The following is a 17632-nucleotide window of genomic DNA, read 5'->3' on the forward strand; positions in this document are numbered from 1 at the left end:
AAGGACGGGGTTTGCGCGGCAGCCCCGCGTGACAACAACAGAAACGGGGCGGACTTCATGGCAGAGACGACGGCGGAATCCGGGGCCGGGCAGGACGGGCTGCAACCCGTCAAGCCCCTCGAAGCGGAGCTGCTGGTGGTCACCGGGATGTCCGGAGCCGGACGGAGCACCGCCGCCGACGCGCTGGAGGACCACGGCTGGTACGTCGTGGAAAACCTGCCGCCGCAAATGCTCGGCACGCTCGCCGAGCTGGTGTCCCACGCCCCGCAGTCCATCCCGCGCCTCGCCGTCGTGATCGACGTCCGCAGCAAGGGACTCTTCGCCGACATTCGTGCCGCACTCGGTGCCCTCGCCGCCAGCGGGGTCACCTTCCGCGTCCTTTTCCTCGATGCCAGCGACAACGTCCTGGTCCGGCGGTTCGAGCAGGGCCGCAGGCCGCACCCGCTGCAGGGAGGCGGCCGCATCCTGGACGGCATCGCCGCCGAACGCGAGCTGCTGCAGGAACTGCGCGACAGCTCCGACGTCGTGCTGGACACCTCCGGCTACAACGTCCATGGCCTGGCCACCGCCATCACTGAACTGTTCAGCGAGACCGGGCCGGTGGCACTCCGTTTGAACATCATGAGCTTCGGCTTCAAATACGGGCTGCCGGTCGACGCCAACTACGTGGCGGACGTCCGGTTCATTCCCAACCCGCACTGGGTGCCGCAGCTGCGGCCGCATACGGGCCTGGACAAGGACGTCAGCGACTACGTGCTGGAGGCTGAAGGCGTCAAGAACTTCGTGGACCGCTATGTCATGGCCCTGGAACCCGTCCTGGACGGCTACCGCAGGGAAAACAAGCATTACGCCACCATCGCCGTGGGCTGCACGGGCGGCAAGCACCGCTCGGTTGCGGTCGCCGTCGAGCTCTCCAAGAAGCTGGCGCAGTTTCCGCGGGTCACCGTGACCACCACCCACCGGGATCTGGGCCGCGAGTAATGGCGCTGTTCACCGGCGCACTGCCGCTCGTTCCGCCTGCCTCCGGCAGGGCCGCCGGCCAGCAGGACAAGGGGCCGAACGTTGTGGCGCTCGGCGGCGGCCACGGTCTTGCCGCATCCCTGTCCGCGCTGCGCCTGCTCACCTCCGAACTCACCGCCGTCGTGACGGTCGCGGATGACGGCGGCTCCTCCGGGCGCCTGCGCGAAGAGTATGGCGTCCTGCCGCCCGGCGACCTGCGGATGGCCCTGTCCGCCCTCTGCGACGACACCGACTGGGGGCGGACGTGGCGCGACGTTATGCAGCACCGTTTCCGGCCGGGCAAGGGGCCGGGCGGTTCGCTTGACGAGCACGCCATGGGCAACCTGCTGATCGTCACCCTCTGGGAACTGCTCGGCGACACCGTGGCCGGGCTGAAGTGGGCAGGCGCGCTGCTTGGCGCCCGCGGCCAGGTCCTGCCCATGTCCACGGTGCCCCTGACCATTGAAGGCGACGTCCGGGTCACGGCTGCGGACGGGACGTCGCAGCTGCAGACCATCCACGGCCAGGCGCGCTGTGCAGTTGCCGGGTCCCTGGAGGACGTCCGGCTCCTGCCTGAAGCGGCGCCCGCCTGCACCGACGCACTGACGGCCATCGAACTCGCGGACTGGGTGATCCTCGGCCCCGGCTCCTGGTACACCTCGGTGCTGCCGCACCTGCTGCTGCCGGAGATGCAGCAGGCGCTGTGCAGCACACCGGCGAAGCGGTGCCTGACCATGAACCTGGCCACCGACACCAAGGAAACTTCGGGCATGACCGCGGCCGACCACCTGGACGTGCTGCGCCGGTACGCACCCGGGTTCACCGTGGACGTCGTCCTGGCCGACCCCGCGTCTGTGCCGGACCGGCAGGAGTTCGAGCGGGCCGCCGGGATGATCGGCGCCGAGGTGGTCTTGGGTAAAGTAGGGGCGTCGGGACGCCGGCCCGTCCATGATCCCCTGCGTCTGGCGACGGCGTACCAGGACATTTTTGGGAACAGTTAGGAAGGTGCCATGGCACTGACAGCATCGGTCAAGGAAGAACTGTCCCGTCTGGACATCAAGAAGTCATCGGTGCGCAAGGCGGAAGTCTCTGCGATGCTCCGCTTCGCCGGCGGATTGCACATCATTTCGGGCCGCATCGTCATCGAGGCCGAGGTGGACCTCGCCTCCACGGCCCGCCGGCTGCGCGCTGCGATCGCGGAAGTCTACGGGCACCAGAGCGAAATCATCGTGGTGTCGGCCGGCGGGCTGCGCCGCGCCAGCCGCTACGTGGTCAGGGTGGTTCGCGACGGCGAGGCGCTGGCCCGGCAGACCGGCCTCCTGGACGGCCGCGGACGGCCTGTGCGCGGGCTGCCGTCCGCCGTGGTCAACGGCTCCGCCGCCGACGCCGAAGCCGTCTGGCGCGGCGCGTTCCTGGCCCATGGCTCCCTGACGGAACCCGGCCGGTCGTCGTCGCTGGAAGTCACCTGCCCCGGGCCGGAGTCCGCCCTTGCCCTTGTCGGCGCCGCACGCCGGCTGGACATCCAGGCCAAGGCCCGGGAAGTCAGGGGAGTGGACCGCGTGGTCATCCGCGACGGGGACACCATCGCCGCCCTGCTCACCCGGATGGGCGCCCATGACGCGCTCATGGTGTGGGAGGAACGCCGCATGCGCAAGGAAGTGCGCGCCACCGCCAACCGGCTCGCCAACTTCGATGACGCGAACCTGCGCCGCTCCGCCCAGGCCGCCGTGGCCGCCGGGGCACGCGTGGACCGCGCGCTCGAAATCCTTGGCGACGACGTCCCCGAGCACCTGAAGTACGCCGGCGAACTGCGTGTGGCGCACAAGCAGGCCAGCCTGGACGAACTGGGCCGGCTCGCCGATCCCGTCATGACGAAGGACGCGATCGCCGGCCGGATCCGCCGCCTGCTGGCCATGGCGGACAAACGCGCCCTCGACCTCGGCATCCCCGGCACGGACGCCAATGTGACGCCTGAAATGCTGGACGAGTAAGCGCCCCATAGAATCAAAAAGATTCCGGGCGCCAGACGCCCGGATGCACAATCCGAGAGTCACCAACCGGACGAAAGTGTCCACGATATTGGAGGATTTTGTGACTGAGTACGTATTGCCCGAACTCAAGTACGACTACGCCGCCCTCGAACCGCACATCTCTTCGCGGATCATGGAGCTGCACCACAGCAAGCACCACGCAGCCTACGTGGCCGGGGCCAACAACGCGCTGGCCCAGCTCGCCGAAGCACGGGAGAAGGGCGACTTCGCCAACATCAACCGGCTCTCCAAGGACCTCGCCTTCCACACCGGCGGCCACGTGAACCACTCCGTCTTCTGGAACAACCTGTCCCCGGACGGCGGTGACAAGCCTGAAGGTGAGCTGGCAGCCGCCATCGACGACGCCTTCGGCTCCTTCGACGCGTTCCGCGCCCAGTTCTCCGCTGCGGCCCTCGGCCTGCAGGGCTCGGGCTGGGGATTCCTGGCCTACGAACCCATCGGCGGCAACCTGGTCATCGAGCAGCTCTACGACCAGCAGGGCAACGTGGCATTGGGCACCACCCCGCTGCTGATGCTGGACATGTGGGAGCACGCCTTCTACCTGGACTACGTCAACGTCAAGGCCGACTACGTCAAGGCGTTCTGGAACATCGTGAACTGGGCCGATGTCGCCCAGCGCTTCGAGGCTGCCCGCACCAACGCCACGGGACTCATCACCCTCCGGTAGTGACTGACGCAACACGCGCTTGTTACAAACTTCACAATCGGACTTAAAGGGCCGGGATGTGGACGGTCCGCCCCCGCACTTGCGGGGGCGGACCCGTTTAAACGTAAGATAGGTCACGGAAGGCGGTTAGCCTTCAGCAATGAGGCTGGTCGCCCTCCGTCTGTAAATCATCTCTGCCCAATGGCGTGCGGGATCTGTTAGTTGGCTCGAGAGCCCGCTCAACTAGTAGTGCTTCTTCAAGCACCAAGGAGAACGAAAAAGTGACGACCCGTATTGGTATTAACGGCTTTGGCCGCATTGGCCGCAACTACTTCCGCGCAGCCCTGGCACAGGGTGCGGACCTGGAGATCGTTGCAGTCAACGACCTCACCAGCCCCGAGGCACTGGCGCACCTGTTCAAGTACGACTCCGTCGGCGGCCGGCTGAAGGAAACCATCGAGGTCAAGGACGGCAACATCGTCGTCAACGGCAACGTCGTCAAGGTCCTGGCGGAACGTGACCCCGCCAAGCTGCCGTGGGGCGAGCTGGGCGTGGACATTGTCATCGAATCCACCGGCTTCTTCACCAAGGCCGCGGACGCGCAGAAGCACATCGACGCCGGCGCCAAGAAGGTCCTGATCTCCGCACCGGCCTCCGATGAAGACATCACCATCGTGATGGGCGTCAACCACAACCTGTACGACAACGCCACGCACAACATCATCTCCAACGCTTCCTGCACCACCAACTGCCTGGGCCCGCTGGCCAAGGTCGTCAACGACGAGTTCGGCATTGAACGCGGCCTGATGACCACGGTCCACGCCTACACCGCGGACCAGAACCTGCAGGACGGCCCGCACAAGGACCTCCGCCGTGCACGCGCCGCCGCCGTCAACATGGTCCCGACCTCCACCGGTGCCGCCAAGGCCATCGGCCTGGTGCTGCCGGAGCTGAAGGGCAAGCTGGACGGCTACGCCATCCGCGTCCCTGTCCCCACCGGCTCCGCCACCGACCTCACCGTGACCGTCTCCCGCGAGACCACCGTGGAGGAAGTCAACGCCGCGCTGAAGCGCGCCGCTGAGTCCGAGGAGTTGCAGGGCTTCCTGACCTACACCGAAGAGCCGATCGTTTCCTCCGACATCGTGGGCGACCCCGCGTCATCCATCTTTGACGCCGGCCTGACCAAGGTGATTGGCAACCAGGTCAAGGTTGTTTCCTGGTATGACAACGAATGGGGCTACTCCAACCGCCTCGTCGACCTTACGGAGCTTGTCGCGTCCAAGCTGGGCTAGGGTTAGACACATGACATCTCACACCCTCAACGAACTCATCGCTGAAGGTGTCCGCGGGCGGTACATTCTGGTTCGAAGTGACCTGAATGTGCCGCTCGACGGCTCTACAGTCACTGACGACGGCCGTGTCAAGGCCTCCCTCCCAGTGCTGTCAAAGCTCACGGACGCCGGTGCCCGCGTGCTGGTAACAGCCCACCTTGGACGCCCGAAAGGCGCCCCCGAGGATAAATACTCGCTCCGCCCCGCCGTCGCGCGGCTGGCGGAACTGGCGGACTTCAAGGTCACGCTGGCCGGCGACACCGTCGGCAGCTCCGCCAGGGAAGCGGCTGCGTCGCTGCAGGACGGCGAAGTGCTGGTCCTCGAGAACGTCCGCTTCGACGCCCGCGAAACCAGCAAGGATGACGCCGAACGCGGTGCCTTCGCTGACGAGCTGGTATCGCTGACGGGGGACAACGGCGCCTACGTGGATGATGCCTTCGGTGCCGTCCACCGCAAGCACGCCAGCGTGTACGACGTCGCCACCCGGCTGCCTTCCTACCAGGGCGACCTGGTGCACACCGAGGTGGAGGTCCTGCGGAAACTCACCGCCGACACGCAGCGCCCTTACGTGGTGGTGCTCGGCGGGTCCAAGGTTTCCGACAAGCTCGCTGTCATCGACAACCTGCTGGGGAAGGCTGACACCATCCTGGTGGGCGGCGGCATGCTGTTCACCTTCCTCGCCGCGGCGGGCCACAAAGTGGCGTCCAGCCTCCTTGAGGAAGACCAGATCCCCGTGGTCCAGGACTACCTGAAGCGCGCAGCTGATGCCGGGACCGAATTCGTCATCCCCACCGACGTGGTGGTGGCGGAGAAGTTCGCCGCCGACGCCGCCCACGAGACGGTTTCCGCCGACGCCATCGAGGACAGCCGCTTCGGCTCCCAGGGCATCGGCCTGGACATCGGCCCGGACTCCGCCGCTGCCTTCGCGGAGCGGATCAAGGGTGCCCGGACGGTCTTCTGGAACGGCCCGATGGGTGTCTTCGAGTTCGAGGCGTTCTCCGCCGGAACCCGCTCCATCGCCCAGGCCCTGACCGAAACCGGCGCGTTCACCGTGGTGGGTGGCGGCGACTCCGCTGCCGCGGTCCGCACGCTGGGTTTCGCCGACGACCAGTTCGGCCACATATCCACCGGCGGCGGCGCCAGCCTTGAGTACCTCGAAGGTAAGGAACTTCCGGGCCTCAGCGTCCTGGACCGCTAGCAGCTGCCCCCTGGCAGTTCCGCTTTCCGTCCTCCGGCCGGCAGGTTGCCCGCGGCAGCCTGCCGGCCGCACACATATCTAGAACTTTTGGAGAAAACGTGACTACGTCAACGAACGGCGCTTTCGACCGCAGGCCCTTCATCGCGGGCAACTGGAAAATGAACATGGACCATGTTCAGGGCATCACCCTCCTGCAGAAACTGGCCTGGACCCTCTCCGACGCCAAGCATGACTACAGCCGGGTCGAGGTAGCCGTCTTCCCGCCGTTCACCGATCTCCGTGGCGTCCAGACCCTCGTCCATGGTGACGACCTGGACATCGCCTACGGCGGCCAGGACCTGTCCCAGTTCGACTCGGGCGCCTACACCGGCGACATTTCCGGCCAGTTCCTGGCTAAGCTGGGCTGCAAGTACGTCCTGGTGGGGCACAGCGAACGCCGGACCATTCACAACGAGTCCGATGACGTCCTGAACGCCAAGGTCAAGGCCGCCTTCAAGCACGGCATCACCCCCGTCCTTTGCGTGGGAGAAGGGCTGGAGATCCGCCAGGCAGGCACGCACGTCAGCCACACGCTGGACCAGCTCCGCGCCGGTGTCGCCGGGCTGACCAACGAGCAGGCCGCAGAACTCGTGGTTGCCTACGAGCCCGTGTGGGCCATCGGCACCGGTGAGGTGGCCGGCCCCGGCGACGCCCAGGAAATGTGCGCGGCGATCCGCGCCGAACTCGAAACGCTCTTCGACGCCGGCACCGCCGCCAAGACCCGGCTCCTGTACGGTGGATCCGTCAAGGCCAACAACGCCGCCGCCATCCTCAAGGAGCGCGACGTGGACGGCCTGCTCGTCGGTGGTGCAAGCCTGGATCCGACCGAGTTTGCTAATATTGTCAGGTTCGAGAGTCACCTGGTGGCGGACTGATCCGTCCCGGTACGCGCACTCCCGTCATCCCAACTTCCTGAAAGGCCGTCGTGGACGTTCTTCATGTCATCCTGCAGATCCTCCTGGGCATCACCAGCCTCCTGCTGACGCTGCTCATCCTCCTCCATAAGGGACGGGGCGGCGGGCTCTCCGACATGTTCGGCGGCGGCATGAGCTCGGGCCTGAGCTCCTCCGGCGTGGCCGAGCGGAACCTCAACAGGTTCACCGTCGTCCTGGGCGTCACGTGGGGCATTGTCATCATTGCGCTGGGCCTGATCATGCGGTTCAGCGGCGGGGACTCCTGATACCCGCTGTCGGGGGCGCGGGGCGGGGACTCCCGCCGCACGCGTACTGCAACTAAACTGTGGCTGTCGGTTATCCGGCGGCCACAGTTTCGTTTAACAAAGATGTTTTCGAGGCAGGAGTTCCGATGGTCCATCCAGCATCCGGCTTCCGGGGAACCCGTGCGGGCGTTACGGCGGGGTCCGGGTCCAGCCTCCACTCCAGTGAGGACCACGGCACCCCACTGCCTCGCATCAAGGTTTCTTACTGGTGCGCCAAGGGCCATGAGACGCAGCCCGTCTTCCTCAAGCTTCCCGACGAGCAGATCCCTGAGGTGTGGGACTGCCGGCGCTGCGGCGCGCCGGCCACCCGGGAAGGTCATGCCGCGGCTGCTGCGGACGCCTTTGACGACGGCTTCAAAAGCCATCTCGAATACGTTAAAGAACGACGCTCCGACCAGGACGCTGAAGACGTCCTGGCCGGAGCGCTGGAGAAGCTACGCGCCCGCGGCGTCCTTCCGGACCAGTTGCTGCGGGACACGTGATGCGGCGTTCTCATCGATAAGCCACAGCGTGCGGGAGGTTCCCCGGGGCCCGGCGGCCGGCACCTGGACCGGATTCGCCCCGGCAAGGGCCAGGCCGACGGCACCGGCCTTATCCTCGCCGGCCACGACCATCCATACCTCCGTGGCGGTGTTGATGGCAGGAAGCGTCAGTGAAATCCGCAGGGGCGGGGGCTTCGGGGAGTTCCGGACGCCCACCACGGTCCGTTCCTTTTCCCGGATCCCTGCCTGCTCGGGAAAGAGCGAGGCAACATGCGCGTCCGGTCCGACCCCCAACAGGACAACATCCAGCCGGGGGAGGGACGCCGGATGCTCGGGACGGTCGTCAGACATGTCCGCGGCGTGCTCGGCGGCCGCAGCCTCCCGAAGGCGGCGGGCGTAGTCGTCGGCCGCTTCTTCCGGTGACTCGAAGTCATCGGACGAGCCCGGCTGGTTGATGCGCTCCGGGTCCACCGGAATGTGCGACAACAGTGCGTCAAACGCCTGCTTCGTGTTCCGGTCCGGATCCGCTGCCCCAACGAATCGCTCGTCGCCCCACCAAAAATTCACCTTGGACCAGTCGACGGCGGGCGCCGCCGGGGAGTCAGCAACAGCCTTCAGCGTGCCGATGCCCACCGTGCCGCCAGTCAGCACCACGGTAGCTTCGCCGTACTTGTCCTGAACGTCGACGAGCTTGGTGATGAGCCGGGCCGCGATGGCTGCCATCAGGACGGATGAATCAGGATGGATGCTTACTCTTGGCTCAACGCTCACTGGGACGGACGCTCCTTAGATTGGTTCGTGGCAGTCCCATAGTAATCACTTCGCCAAACACTTCGTCCGGGTCGAGGCGGCGCAGTTCCTCGGCGAGGCAGTCGCGGAGGCTGCGTCGCGGAAGGGAGATCCGCTGGGCGGGCTGGCCGGGCTGGGTCAGTTCGGCAACCGACAGTCCAGGCCGGAAGAGCTGCACGTCGCCGCCGGGACGGGTCAGCCGGACGCGGCGGATGCCTGTTCCGGCCGGGTCCGCCACGATGGTTACGGGTGCTTCCAGTGCGAGGGTGAGCCAGGCTGCCAGGAGGATCGTGCTCGGTGAGTCCGAGGCACCCTCGACGGCGACCGCCGTGACAGGTGACGGGTCCACTTCGTCGAGGGCGGCGGCGAGTTGGATGCGCCAGTTGGTGAGGCGGGTCCAGGCGAGGTCGGTGTCGCCGGCGCGGTAGGTCTTGTGGATGTTCTCCAGCGCAGCCTGCGGGTCCGGTTCGTTCGCCGAGTCGGTGATCCGGCGGTGGGCGATCCGGCCGATGGAGGTTTCGCAGGCGTTTTTCGGGGCGCCGTGGGGCCACCAGGCCACGATCGGGGCGTCCGGGAGCAGCAGGGCCGCCACCAGGGATTCGGATTCCTGGGCGAGCTGGCCGTAGCCGCGCAGCACGATCACCTCGGAGGCTCCGGCGTCCCCGCCGACCCGGATCTGCGCGTCGAGCCGGTCGGCCTGGTCAGCGCCGGCGTCGGCGAGGACGATGATCCGGCAGGGGTGTTCCCGGGAGGCCTCGTTCGCGGCTTCGATCGCTTCCTCTTCCAGCCCGGAGCGGGTGACCACGACGAGGGTCAGGACCCGGCCGAGCGCGATCACCCCGCCCTGCTCGCGCAGCGACTGGATCTTTTTGGACACGTTCGAGGTGGTGGTGTCCGGCAGGTCTACGATCATGGCCTTCTCCAGGTTCGTCCGTCACGGGCCAGCAGCTCATCGGCAGAGGCGGGCCCCCAGCTGCCCGGGGCGTAGGGCTCGGGCTGTTCATCCAGGGTGGCCCAGTATTCCTCGAACGGGTCCAGGATCTTCCAGGACAGCTCCACTTCCTCATGCCGCGGGAACAGGGGCGGTTCACCCAGGAGCACGTCCAGGATCAGCCGCTCGTAGGCTTCCGGGCTGGACTCGGTGAAGGAGTGCCCGTAGCCGAAGTCCATGGTGACGTCGCGGACTTCCATCTGCGTGCCCGGGACCTTGGAGCCGAACCGGATGGTCACGCCCTCATCGGGCTGGACCCGGATCACTACCGCGTTCTGGCCGAAGTCGTCATCGCTATGGTCGCGGAAGAGCAGGTTGGGTGCGCGTTTGAACACCACCGCGATCTCGGTGACGCGGCGGCCGAGCCGCTTGCCGGCGCGCAGGTAGAACGGCACTCCCGCCCACCGGCGGGTGTGGATGTCCACCCGGATCGCCGCGAACGTCTCCGTCGTCGAATCCGCCGGGATACCTTCTTCCTCCAGGTAGCCCTGGACCTGTTCCCCGCCCTGCCAGCCGCCGGTGAACTGCCCCCTGGCCGAGTGCGTGGACAGGTCATCGGGGAGCTTGACCGCGGCGAGGACCTTTTCCTTCTCCGCACGCAGGTCATCGGCGTTGAAGGAGATCGGCTCCTCCATCGCCGTCAGGGCCAGCAGCTGCAGCAGGTGGTTCTGGATGACGTCCCGGGCCGCGCCCACGCCGTCGTAATACCCTGCCCGGCCGCCGGTGCCGATGTCCTCTGCCATGGTGATCTGGACGTGGTCCACATAGTTCGCGTTCCACAAGGGCTCGAACAGCTGGTTCGCGAACCTCAACGCCAGGATGTTCTGGACCGTTTCCTTGCCCAGGTAGTGGTCGATGCGGAACACCGCGTCAGCCGGGAAAACGGACTCCACGATGTCGTTCAGCTTCCGGGCAGACTCGAGGTCGTGCCCGAAGGGCTTCTCGATCACCACCCGGCGCCATTTATCGCCCTCGGCCTGCGCCAGGCCGTGCTTGGACAGCTGCCGGCAGACCTGCTCAAAGGCCTTGGGCGGGATCGACAAATAAAACGCGTGGTTCCCCCGGGTGCCGCGGACATCATCAAGGTCCTTCACGACCTCGCCGAGCCGCTCAAACGCCCCGTCATCATCAAACCCGCCCTGCACAAAGCGGATCCCCTCCGAGAGCTGGTTCCACACCGCCTCATCAAACGGGGTGCGCGCATACGCCTGCACGGAGGACTTCACCTGCGCCGCGAAATCAGCATCACTCCACTCCCGCCGGCCAAACCCCACCAACGCGAAACTCGGCGGCAACAACCCACGATTAGCCAGGTCATACACCGCCGGCAACAACTTCTTCCGCGCCAAATCACCAGTCACCCCAAACAACACAAGGGACGACGGCCCGGCAATCCGGCTCAAACGACGATCACGCGGATCCCGCAAAGGATTCCGGCCGGTCCTGCCGGGACGTGTCCCGGCAGACCTGCCGTATTCAGTTTCTGGCATGTTGCTTTGTGCCTTAGCTTTCGGTAACGGAGGCTGAGCGGGCGGACAGCGCGGCAATGATGCCCTGCAGCTGTGCCACTCCGGCAGCCCTGTCAGTCAGGTGCAGGCGGAGCACGGGACGGCCGTGCTCACTGAGGACCTGGGCGTCGCCTGCGGCCTGGGCCGCGATGAGTTCCCCGAACGTGAAGGGGCGCTCCGGAATGGCGAGGTCTTCCGCGGCAGCGGCGGTGACCTGGAGGAACACACCGATGGCCGGGCCGCCCTTGTGGAACTGGCCGGTGGAGTGCAGGAACCGGGGACCCCAGCCGAATGTGACCGGACGGCCGGTGGCTGCTGCCAGTTCGTCGCGGATTCCTTCGAGCTGCGCGAACGCCAGGCGGTCGAAGTAGGCCTGGACGCTGAGGTAGCTGTCGCCGGCGAGGGTGCCCAGCAGCGCCTTCACGGCGTCCTCCGCTGTGGCGGCGGCACCAAGCCATTCCCCGCCGCGGACCTCGATCGCGCCGTCAACGAAGGCAGCGGGCGTGGGTTCGGGCTGCGCATCCAGCAGGCCGCGGGCGGCCACCTTGGCGGCCTCCACGTCGGGCTGGTCGAACGGGTTGATGCCCAGCAGGCGTCCGGCAACGGCGGTGGCAAATTCCCAGACCAGCATCTGCGCGGCCAGGCCGCCGGCGATCGCAACCTGGTTGTCGCCAAGTTCGACGTCGGCGTCGGCGGCAACCAGGCGGACGACCAGGACGTCATCTGCGCCGGTCTTCACCTCGGGGGAGGCGGGGCCGGCGACTACCGGGAGGACGCCGGTACCGAGTTTGCCTGTCGACTCAGCAATCAGCTGCTCGGCCCAGTCGGCGAAACCGACGATGCCCGAGCCGTCCTCGGCGATGACGATCTTGTTGCGCAGCGGGCTGGTGCCGCCGAGCGCGGTACCCAGTGCAAGACCAATGTTTTCGGCTGCGTCCTCGTTGAGGACTTCCGCTGCCTCCTCTGCTTCGTCCAGGAAGGCCTGGATGTCCACACCGGCGAGGCCCGAGGGCACCAATCCAAAAGCGGTGAGGGCAGAGAAACGGCCGCCGACGTTGGGATCGGCATTAAAGACGGCCCGGTAGCCGGCTTCGCGGGAGGCCTTGTCCAGCGGAGAACCGGGGTCGGTGACGACGATGATCCGGCTCCTGGCGTCGATTCCGGCGTCGTTGAACGCCTTCTCGAAGACCCTGCGCTGGGAGTCGGTTTCCACGGTGGAACCGGACTTGGAAGAGACCACGATCGCGGTCTCTTCCAGCCGGTCCGCGAGGGCAGCACGGACCTGGTCGGGGTCCGTGCTGTCAAGCACAGTCAGCTCGACGCCGGCGGTACCGGCAATGACCTCCGGAGCCAGCGATGATCCACCCATGCCGCACAGAACGATGCGGCTGACGCCCTCCGCCCGAAGGGCGTCGCGGAGTTCCAGGATCTCCTTCACGAGAGGCTGCGAGACGGTGGCCGCCTCGACCCAGCCGAGTCGGATGGCTGATTCGGCTTCCGCCTCGGCACCCCAGAGGGTGTGGTCCTTTGCGAAGATCCGGGTGGCGACCCGGTCTTCCACCAGGGCGGGAAGGTGCTGTTCGAGTGCCTGGCGTGCAGCGCCGGTGGCTTCGTAGCTGAGTGTGCTCATTGTTGGTTAAGAGGCCTTCCGTGCAGAGGCGAGGGCGCCTTCAACGTCGCCGAGGAGTTCCTTCCAGCTGGCCACGAACTTGTCCAGGCCTTCGGATTCGAGGATGGCGACGACGTCGTTGTAGGACACTCCGAGCTTTTCGAGGGCATCGAGGGTGGCGTTGGCTTCGACGTAGGTGCCGGTGACGGTGTCACCGGTAACCACGCCGTGGTCGAACGTGGCGTCCAGCGTCTTTTCGGGCATGGTGTTGACGACGCCGGGGGCGACGAGCTCCGTGACGTAAAGGGTATCCGGGTAGGCCGGGTCCTTCACGCCGGTGGAAGCCCACAGCGGACGCTGGGGACGTGCCCCGGCTTCGGCGAGCAGGGCCCAGCGCTCGGTTGCGAAGAGCTCTTCGTAAACCTGGTAAGCGAGCCGGGCGTTGGCCAGGCCGGCCTTGCCCTTGAGTGCCTTGGCTTCGTCGGTGCCGATCTTGTCGAGGCGCTTGTCGATTTCGGTGTCGACGCGGGAGACGAAGAAGGAGGCCACGGAGTGGATCTTCGAGAGGTCGTGGCCGTTTTCCTTGGCCTGTTCGAGGCCGGACTGGAAGGCGTTGATGACGGCCCGGTACCGCTCGAGGGAGAAGATCAGGGTCACATTGACGCTGATGCCTTCAGCCAGGACGGCGGTGATTGCTTCGAGGCCCTCGAGCGTGGCGGGGATCTTGATCAGGACGTTGTCCTTGTTGACCTTCTTGTAGAGGTGCTTCGCCTCGGCGATGGTCCCGGCGGTATCCCAGGCAAGGCGCGGGTCAACTTCGATGGACACGCGGCCGTCAACACCGTTGGTGGCCGCAGCTACGGGAGCAAACAGGTCGCACGCGTCAGCGACGTCGGTGGTGGTGATCTCGAAAATGGTGTCCTCGACGCTGGCGCCGGCCGCGGCCGAGGCGGCGATCGTGGCGTCATAGTCGTGCCCGGTGGTGATCGCGGCGTGGAAGATCGACGGGTTGGTGGTCACGCCAACCACGTTCTTCTCTTCGATGAGCTTGCGCAGGGTGCCCGTTTCCAGGCGTCCGCGGGACAGGTCATCGAGCCAGATGGAAACTCCGGCGTCGGAGAGCTGCTGGGTGGGAGTAGTCATGGTGTTTATCTCCTCTAAAAATTTGGTGTTAGGCCTTGGCGGCGGCGAGGGAGTCCTTGGCGGCAGCGGCGACAGCTTCCGCCGTGATGCCGAACTCCTGGAAGAGGCGCTTGTAGTCGGCGGAAGCGCCGTAGTGTTCGAGGCTGATGGAGCGGCCGGCGTCGCCGACGAATTCCTTCCAGCCCAGGGCAAGGCCGGCCTCGACGGACACGCGGGCCTTGACCGCAGCGGGCAGCACCGACTCACGGTAGGCGGCGTCCTGCTTCTTGAACCATTCGACACACGGCATGGAGACCACGCGGGCGGCGATACCGTCGGCCTGGAGGGCTTCGCGGGCCTTCACGGCCAGCTGGACCTCGGAGCCGGTGGCGATCAGGATGACGTCGGCCGGGACGGTCGCGCCGTCCTTGGACGCTTCGGCGAGGACGTATCCACCCTTGGCGACGCCGGCAACCGAACCGAAAGTATCGCCGTCGGCTGCGCCTTCGCCGCGTTCCCAGGTGGGGATGTTCTGGCGGGTCAGGACGATGCCGGCAGGGTTCTCGTGGTTTTCCAGCATGGTCTTCCATGCGACCGCCACTTCGTTGGCGTCACCGGGGCGGACGACGTCCAGGCCCACGATGGCGCGCAGCGAGGCGAGCTGTTCCACCGGCTGGTGGGTGGGGCCGTCTTCACCGAGGCCGATGGAGTCATGCGTCCACACGTACAGGGACGGGACACCCATCAGGGCGCCGAGGCGGATAGCGGGGCGCTGGTAGTCGCTGAAGATCAGGAAGGTGCCGGAGAACGCGCGGGTGCGGCCGTGGAGGCTGATGCCGTTCACGATCGACGCGGCGGCGTGCTCGCGGATACCGAAGTGCAGCACCCGGCCGTAGGGGTTGCCGGACCAGGCGTCGGTCTGCTTGGACGCAGGAACGAACGACGGCGAACCTTCGATGGTGGTGTTGTTCGACTCGGCGAGGTCGGCGGAGCCGCCCCACAGTTCGGGCAGGACCGGGCCGAGCGCGTTCAGGACCTTGCCCGAGGCGGCGCGGGTGGAGACGTCCTTGCCGGCGGGGAAGACCGGAAGGGCGGCGTCCACGCCGTCGGGCAGTTCCTTGGCCTCGATGCGCTGCAGGAGGGCAGCGCTTTCGGGGTTGGCGGCCTGCCAGGCGTTGAAGGACTCTTCCCATTCCTTGCGTGCGGCAGCGCCGCGGTCCACGACGGAGCGGGCGTGGGCCAGGACTTCCTCGTCAACCTCGAAGGACTTGGCGGGGTCGAAGCCCAGGACACCCTTCAGGGCGGCGACTTCCTCGGCGCCCAGGGCGGAACCGTGGATCTTGCCGGTGTTCTGCTTCTTCGGAGCCGGGTAGCCGATGATGGTCCGCAGCGAAATGATGGACGGCTTGGAGGTTTCGGCCTTCGCGGCGAGCAGCGCCGAGTACAGTTCCTGGACGTCTTCGACGTATTCGCCGGTCTTGGTCCAGTCCACGCGCTGGGTGTGCCAGCCGTACGCTTCGTAGCGCTTCAGGACATCCTCGGTGAACGCAATGTCGGTGTCGTCCTCGATGGAAATGTGGTTCTCGTCGTAGATGACAACCAGGTTGCCCAGTTCCTGGTGGCCGGCCAGCGAGGAAGCCTCGGCCGTGACGCCTTCCTGCAGGTCGCCGTCGGAAGCGATGACCCAGATGGTGTGGTCGAACGGGCTGGTGCCCGGGGCGGCGTCGGCGTCGAACAGCCCGCGCTGCCGGCGCTGGGAGTACGCGAAACCGACCGAGGAGGCAAGACCCTGGCCCAGCGGGCCGGTGGTGATCTCCACGCCGGCGGTGTGCTTGTACTCCGGGTGGCCCGGGGTCAGCGAACCCCAGGTCCGCAGCGCCTGCAAATCCTTCAGTTCCAGGCCGTACCCGTTGAGGAACAGCTGGATGTACAGCGTCAGCGACGTGTGGCCCGGAGACAGGATGAACCGGTCCCGGCCGATCCAGTCCGGGTCCCGCGGGTCGTGGCGCATCAGCTTCTGGAACAGCAGGTAAGCGGCCGGAGCAAGGCTCATCGCCGTACCCGGGTGGCCGTTGCCCACCTTCTCCACGGCATCCGCGGCCAGCACGCGGACAGTGTCAACCGCGCGCCGGTCGAGGTCGGTCCAGGACAGTTCTTGCTCTTCCAAATGTGGCACGAAAACCGGGCCCCTCTCTGTGCTGATGGCAAGGCGGCACACTGGACCCGGTTAAAGGCACGCTGTGTGGCGCCCGTTGCGGTGTGTACCAGTCGCCATCGAAATGTTGGTCTCACGTTCAGCCCCGCGCAGTATGGGAATGCGTTTTCCGCTGCTTTCCTGCTGCGTGCTGATCTGGTGACAGCTTAGCCCGATTCCATGTTCCGGGCGGCTGAAATCTCACGTTTTGGACGCAATTTCCCCTTTTATGAATCAGCCTGAAGTGAGGTTGAGTTAATCTGCTCGAATTGGCCGCCGAGCGATCAAATGCGCATACCGGGCGGCCGGTGGGAGGGTGGCGGCACGGTATGATATTCGGAGGCCAACGCCGGGCCCGGACCTTTTTTGTCCGCCCGCAGCTGCGCTGCCAGACACAACTGCCACACAGAACGGGTGACTGCCACCGTGAGCACAACAGATACGCCGCTGAACGCATCCCGGGCATCAGGTGCCGGGATTGCCCGTAAGGCCAAGGCGTATCTCGCCCTCACCAAACCGCGGGTCATCGAACTGCTGCTTGTGAGCACGCTGCCAACCATGATCTATGCCGAGCGCGGGTTCCCATCGATCGGGCTCATCCTCGCCACCCTCGTGGGCGGGGCGTTCGCGGCCGGCAGCGCCGGAGCCTTCAACTGCTACATCGACCGCGACATCGACAAGCTCATGCACCGGACGGAGAACCGCCCCCTGGTGACCGGCGAAGTGACGCCGCGCGAGGCCCTGGTCTTCTCCTGGGTCCTGGGTGCGGCCGCCATCGCCATTCTGTGGTTCGGGGCGAACCCCCTGTCCGCCTGGCTGGGATTCGCCGCCATCTTCTTCTACGTAGTGATCTACACGATCATCCTTAAGCGGCGCACCGCGCAGAATATTGTGTGGGGCGGCGCCGCAGGGTGCTTCCCGGTCCTGATTGCCTGGGCGGCCGTCACGAACTCTGTGGAATGGCCCGCTGTCATCCTCTTTATGGTGATCTTCCTGTGGACGCCGCCGCACTACTGGCCCCTGTCCATGCGGTACGGCGAGGATTACCGCAACGCCAAGGTTCCGATGCTCGGCGCCATTGCCGGCGCCAAGGTGGTCTCGGTCCAGGTGGTGCTTTACGCGTGGGCGATGGTGGCCTGCTCGCTCCTGATGGTGCCCGCCGGAGGCGCTGGCTGGGTGTACACGGCCACGGCAGTGACCGCCGGCGCGTGGTTCCTTTACGAATCCCATTCGCTGTACAACCAGGCCCAGCGCGAGGATATCTCCGGCAAGCGCGCCATGAAGGTTTTCCACGGCTCCATCAGCTATCTCACCCTGCTCTTCATTGCCCTGGCCGTGGACCCGTTCATCGGTCCGGCCGTGATGGCCGCCGGCTAACGCCGCCAGACCTGCAGCACCAAGGACGCCGCCCCGGTACCACGCCGGGGCGGCGTCCTTTTTGCTGCCCGCTTTTC

The 17632-nt window shown here is 66.3% G+C and carries 16 protein-coding genes; 10 read left to right on the forward strand and 6 right to left on the reverse strand.

All coding sequences use genetic code 11. The annotated features are described in order from the left end of the window. Positions 1–57 precede the first annotated feature (57 nt). The 9 genes from rapZ (at position 58) to ACYQ1Z_RS11860 (ending at position 7965) form a co-directional block, all read left to right on the forward strand. Positions 58–981, forward strand: coding sequence for an RNase adapter RapZ (gene rapZ / locus ACYQ1Z_RS11820; RefSeq protein ID WP_459792714.1), 924 nt, complete (start codon positions 58–60; stop codon positions 979–981). Next, on the forward strand, positions 981–2000 hold the full coding sequence (locus ACYQ1Z_RS11825; RefSeq protein ID WP_459792715.1) for a gluconeogenesis factor YvcK family protein: 1020 nt from the start codon (positions 981–983) through the stop codon (positions 1998–2000). Before rapZ ends, ACYQ1Z_RS11825 begins: the two co-directional genes overlap by 1 nt. Positions 2001–2009: 9 nt before the next feature. Continuing rightward, a complete protein-coding gene (whiA, locus tag ACYQ1Z_RS11830; RefSeq protein ID WP_050055346.1) occupies positions 2010–2990 on the forward strand; it encodes a DNA-binding protein WhiA in 981 nt (326 codons plus the stop codon). Positions 2991–3090: 100 nt separating this feature from the next. Continuing rightward, positions 3091–3717, forward strand: a complete 627-nt coding sequence (locus ACYQ1Z_RS11835; RefSeq protein WP_459792716.1) for a superoxide dismutase — start codon at positions 3091–3093, stop codon at positions 3715–3717. A 260-nt stretch (positions 3718–3977) separates the two neighbouring features. Next, positions 3978–4988, forward strand: coding sequence for a type I glyceraldehyde-3-phosphate dehydrogenase (gap, locus tag ACYQ1Z_RS11840; protein WP_459792717.1), 1011 nt, complete (start codon positions 3978–3980; stop codon positions 4986–4988). A gap of 10 nt (positions 4989–4998) precedes the next feature. Continuing rightward, complete coding sequence (locus ACYQ1Z_RS11845; RefSeq protein WP_459792718.1) at positions 4999–6225, forward strand: phosphoglycerate kinase; 1227 nt, start codon at positions 4999–5001, stop codon at positions 6223–6225. Positions 6226–6323: 98 nt separating this feature from the next. Further along, positions 6324–7139: a triose-phosphate isomerase gene (gene tpiA / locus ACYQ1Z_RS11850; RefSeq protein ID WP_459792719.1), complete on the forward strand. Its 816-nt coding sequence runs from the start codon at positions 6324–6326 to the stop codon at positions 7137–7139. Between the two features lie 50 nt (positions 7140–7189). Beyond that, the gene (secG, locus tag ACYQ1Z_RS11855; protein WP_459792720.1) at positions 7190–7444 is read left to right on the forward strand and encodes a preprotein translocase subunit SecG; all 255 of its coding nucleotides are present in this window, start codon (positions 7190–7192) and stop codon (positions 7442–7444) included. Positions 7445–7569: 125 nt separating this feature from the next. After that, the gene (locus ACYQ1Z_RS11860) at positions 7570–7965 is read left to right on the forward strand and encodes an RNA polymerase-binding protein RbpA (RefSeq protein WP_459792721.1); all 396 of its coding nucleotides are present in this window, start codon (positions 7570–7572) and stop codon (positions 7963–7965) included. Here ACYQ1Z_RS11860 and pgl read toward each other — a convergent pair. From pgl to tkt, 6 genes are read right to left on the reverse strand one after another with little or no spacing between them, the layout of a single operon-like run. Beyond that, complete coding sequence (gene pgl / locus ACYQ1Z_RS11865; protein ID WP_459792722.1) at positions 7918–8736, reverse strand: 6-phosphogluconolactonase; 819 nt, start codon at positions 8734–8736, stop codon at positions 7918–7920. The two genes, ACYQ1Z_RS11860 and pgl, sit on opposite strands and share 48 nt — an antisense overlap. Then, positions 8726–9667 (reverse strand): glucose-6-phosphate dehydrogenase assembly protein OpcA, encoded by a 942-nt coding sequence (locus tag ACYQ1Z_RS11870; RefSeq protein ID WP_459792723.1) that lies wholly within the window; start codon positions 9665–9667, stop codon positions 8726–8728. Before ACYQ1Z_RS11870 ends, pgl begins: the two co-directional genes overlap by 11 nt. Then, a complete protein-coding gene (gene zwf / locus ACYQ1Z_RS11875) occupies positions 9664–11235 on the reverse strand; it encodes a glucose-6-phosphate dehydrogenase (RefSeq protein ID WP_459792724.1) in 1572 nt (523 codons plus the stop codon). Before zwf ends, ACYQ1Z_RS11870 begins: the two co-directional genes overlap by 4 nt. A 13-nt stretch (positions 11236–11248) precedes the next feature. Continuing rightward, the gene (locus tag ACYQ1Z_RS11880; RefSeq protein ID WP_459792725.1) at positions 11249–12883 is read right to left on the reverse strand and encodes a glucose-6-phosphate isomerase; all 1635 of its coding nucleotides are present in this window, start codon (positions 12881–12883) and stop codon (positions 11249–11251) included. Positions 12884–12889: 6 nt separating this feature from the next. After that, positions 12890–14005 (reverse strand): transaldolase, encoded by a 1116-nt coding sequence (gene tal, locus ACYQ1Z_RS11885; protein ID WP_459792726.1) that lies wholly within the window; start codon positions 14003–14005, stop codon positions 12890–12892. A gap of 28 nt (positions 14006–14033) precedes the next feature. Further along, positions 14034–16151, reverse strand: coding sequence for a transketolase (gene tkt / locus ACYQ1Z_RS11890; protein ID WP_459792727.1), 2118 nt, complete (start codon positions 16149–16151; stop codon positions 14034–14036). A gap of 441 nt (positions 16152–16592) precedes the next feature. Between tkt and ACYQ1Z_RS11895 the strand changes: the two genes are divergently transcribed. Further along, a complete protein-coding gene (locus tag ACYQ1Z_RS11895; RefSeq protein WP_459792728.1) occupies positions 16593–17555 on the forward strand; it encodes a heme o synthase in 963 nt (320 codons plus the stop codon). Positions 17556–17632: the final 77 nt, after the last annotated feature.

It is taken from the genome of Arthrobacter sp. AD-310, from assembly GCF_054656615.1.

Excerpts from the sequence above, each read along its gene's own strand:
- rapZ (WP_459792714.1), top strand. The coding sequence starts at position 58 with ATGGCAGAGACGACGGCGGAATCCGGGGCCGGGCAGGACGGGCTGCAA.
- ACYQ1Z_RS11825 (WP_459792715.1), top strand. The coding sequence starts at position 981 with ATGGCGCTGTTCACCGGCGCACTGCCGCTCGTTCCGCCTGCCTCCGGC.
- whiA (WP_050055346.1), top strand. The coding sequence starts at position 2,010 with ATGGCACTGACAGCATCGGTCAAGGAAGAACTGTCCCGTCTGGACATC.
- ACYQ1Z_RS11845 (WP_459792718.1), top strand. The coding sequence starts at position 4,999 with ATGACATCTCACACCCTCAACGAACTCATCGCTGAAGGTGTCCGCGGG.
- ACYQ1Z_RS11860 (WP_459792721.1), top strand. The coding sequence starts at position 7,570 with ATGGTCCATCCAGCATCCGGCTTCCGGGGAACCCGTGCGGGCGTTACG.
- ACYQ1Z_RS11870 (WP_459792723.1), bottom strand. The coding sequence starts at position 9,667 with ATGATCGTAGACCTGCCGGACACCACCACCTCGAACGTGTCCAAAAAG.
- zwf (WP_459792724.1), bottom strand. The coding sequence starts at position 11,235 with ATGCCAGAAACTGAATACGGCAGGTCTGCCGGGACACGTCCCGGCAGG.
- ACYQ1Z_RS11880 (WP_459792725.1), bottom strand. The coding sequence starts at position 12,883 with ATGAGCACACTCAGCTACGAAGCCACCGGCGCTGCACGCCAGGCACTC.
- tal (WP_459792726.1), bottom strand. The coding sequence starts at position 14,005 with ATGACTACTCCCACCCAGCAGCTCTCCGACGCCGGAGTTTCCATCTGG.